Genomic DNA, 2,229 nt, shown 5'->3' on the forward strand with positions numbered 1-2,229 from the left:
TACCAGTCATCTCCTGTATGCCATGCAGGAAAAGACAAAGGTTGTCCCGGAAAAACCTTTCCTGTTGGTCCTATTCCAAAGTGATAATCCATCACATACCATGGGAATCTCTTCTTCCACCTGTTTCTATGATACCTCTTTATTGCAATCCACAATCTCTCTCCATCATGATCCTCTCTTCCAAGCCTTGAGGTTGTTGCTGAGTGATGAACCACTATAAACTCAAACATGTCCCCTCCTTAACTCCTCCTTTAAAACCTTTATACTTTCAGAAAGTTCATGAATTGCATCTTTCAATCTATCCATCTTTCCATTTGTTCTTATAAGTAGATAACTTGCAACAACTATTGGAAATCCCATATTTCCTATAAGTGAAAGTAGTTCTTTAAAGGTTATGGCTTCCATAATTCTCCTCCTTTAAAGGGGGCTTCTGCCCCCTTAAACTTAATCTGGGATTAAGTCGGTAAATGTTCTTTCCACAACTCCGCCATCATGAATTCCTGTGAGTTCACCATAAGGTGTAAGGAACATATTCTGGTCAATTACCCACTGCATGAAGTTCTGAATCTCCTCTGTGGTTATACCATCCTTTGGATTTCTGTATCTCATTGTGTAGTATCTTCCCGGAGTTTGAGTCTCAAAAACCATAACCAACTCCTTTACTGAAGTATCTGCCATGTTATCTCACCTCCTTTTTAAAATTTAAATCTCTTTACCCAAACTGCTTCCTTATGTTCCTGAAGGAAGAGTAAACTGGGTCAGAGATTAAATTTGAAAGATTGTTTACAAACTCTTCGCACTGGGTATCTGTTGCCTCTGGTTTAAGGTAATTCTGGGTTTCACTCCTTGTATTACCTTCCTCACCAAAGACAATTCTTATAGAGTGAGTTTCATTTACTACTGCCATTCTTTCACCTCCTTGATAAGATTTAAGAAGATTGGAAGATCTTCCAAAAATATATAAGTCTTAAGTTTAGATTTTGTATAATAAGTGAGGAGGAAAGAATTTCATTACAAAGAAAAGGAGAAACCTTGATCTTTGGAGTGTGTGTAGGAGATGATAAGGATGCACTCAAAAGGACACACTTCTTTGGAAGGAAAAAAATTGAAGAATTAATGAAAAGGAGGATTTAAAATGAAAGAATTACTTTTAATTCCCGGTCCAACTCCTATAAACCAGGAGGTTTTAAAGGAGTTATCAAAGGATGTGGTATCTCATGTAAGTGAGGAGTTTGTCTCCACTACCCTTGAAGTTCTCAAAAACCTGAAACCTCTCTTTGGCACTGAAAAGGGGAGTGTATTTATCGTTCCAGGTTCAGGAACGATCGGAATGGAGATTGCTATAAAAAACCTCGTTGGAAAAGATGAGAGAGTTCTTGTAATTTCTCACGGTTATTTTGGAGAAAGGTTTGTGGAGATTCTTGACGAACATGAGATAGAGCGGGATGTTTTAAGGAGTAAATGGGGAGAGGTTGTATCTTTAGAGTCTCTCAAGGAAAAAATCAGAACGAACAAATATGCCGCCATTACAATAACACATGTTGATACATCCACAGGAACATTATCTCCTGTTGAAGAGTATGCGCTGGTTATAAAAGAAATCTCTCCTGATACGCTCATAATACTTGATGGAGTGTGCGCCACAGGTGGAGTTCCTGAGGAAATGGATGAGTGGGGAATTGATTTTATCCTTACAGGTTCCCAGAAAGCTCTATCCACACCACCGGGTCTTTCAATTTTTGCTGTATCAGAGAGAGGGCTAAAGAAGAGAGAATCTCTTAAAAAAATTGGATTCTACTACGGGGATATCTTAAGATGGAAGAGGATAATGGATAATCCCAAAAACTATTTTGCAACCCCAGCTGTTAATCTTGTTTTTGCTCTTAACATGTCTCTAAAGAGGATACTATCAGAAGGGATTTCAAATAGATTCAAAAGGCATGTGGAGAATGGAGAATTTATAAGGAAGAAGATAGAAAATTTAGGATTTAAAGTTTTTGGAGATGAAAAATCCCGTGCTCCCACCCTTTCAGTCTTTCTCTACCCAGAAGGAGTAGAAGACGAAACTTTCAGAAAGAGACTTAAAGACAAAGGAGTTGTTGTTGCCTCCTGTATTGGAGATTTAAAAGGAAAGGGATTCAGAATGGGACACATGGGAGAAGTTGGAAGAGATGAGCTTCTCTTTGCCTTTGAAAAGATAAAAGAGGTCTTAAAGGAATGGTAAAAAAC

The 2,229-nt window shown here is 38.1% G+C and carries 5 protein-coding genes; 1 reads left to right on the forward strand and 4 read right to left on the reverse strand.

Annotated features, from left to right (window positions below; all coding sequences use genetic code 11):
- The 4 genes from J7J33_04750 to J7J33_04765 form a co-directional block, all read right to left on the reverse strand.
- Window positions 1–230 (reverse strand): N-acetylmuramoyl-L-alanine amidase (locus tag J7J33_04750; GenBank protein MCD6168596.1); only part of this gene is annotated, 230 nt, incomplete at its 3' end.
- Window positions 223–396 (reverse strand): YvrJ family protein, encoded by a 174-nt coding sequence (locus J7J33_04755; GenBank protein MCD6168597.1) that lies wholly within the window; start codon window positions 394–396, stop codon window positions 223–225. The genes J7J33_04755 and J7J33_04750, both read right to left, overlap by 8 nt.
- A 48-nt stretch (window positions 397–444) precedes the next feature.
- Window positions 445–678: a DUF2922 domain-containing protein gene (locus tag J7J33_04760; protein MCD6168598.1), complete on the reverse strand. Its 234-nt coding sequence runs from the start codon at window positions 676–678 to the stop codon at window positions 445–447.
- A gap of 34 nt (window positions 679–712) precedes the next feature.
- Window positions 713–907, reverse strand: a complete 195-nt coding sequence (locus J7J33_04765; GenBank protein ID MCD6168599.1) for a hypothetical protein — start codon at window positions 905–907, stop codon at window positions 713–715.
- A 228-nt stretch (window positions 908–1,135) separates the two neighbouring features.
- Here J7J33_04765 and J7J33_04770 point away from each other — a divergent pair, with 228 nt between their 5' ends.
- Window positions 1,136–2,224, forward strand: coding sequence for an alanine--glyoxylate aminotransferase family protein (locus tag J7J33_04770; protein ID MCD6168600.1), 1,089 nt, complete (start codon window positions 1,136–1,138; stop codon window positions 2,222–2,224).
- The last annotated feature ends 5 nt before the right edge of the window (window positions 2,225–2,229 follow it).

It is taken from the genome of Caldisericia bacterium (assembly GCA_021158845.1).
Taxonomy (GTDB): domain Bacteria; phylum Caldisericota; class Caldisericia; order B22-G15; family B22-G15; genus B22-G15.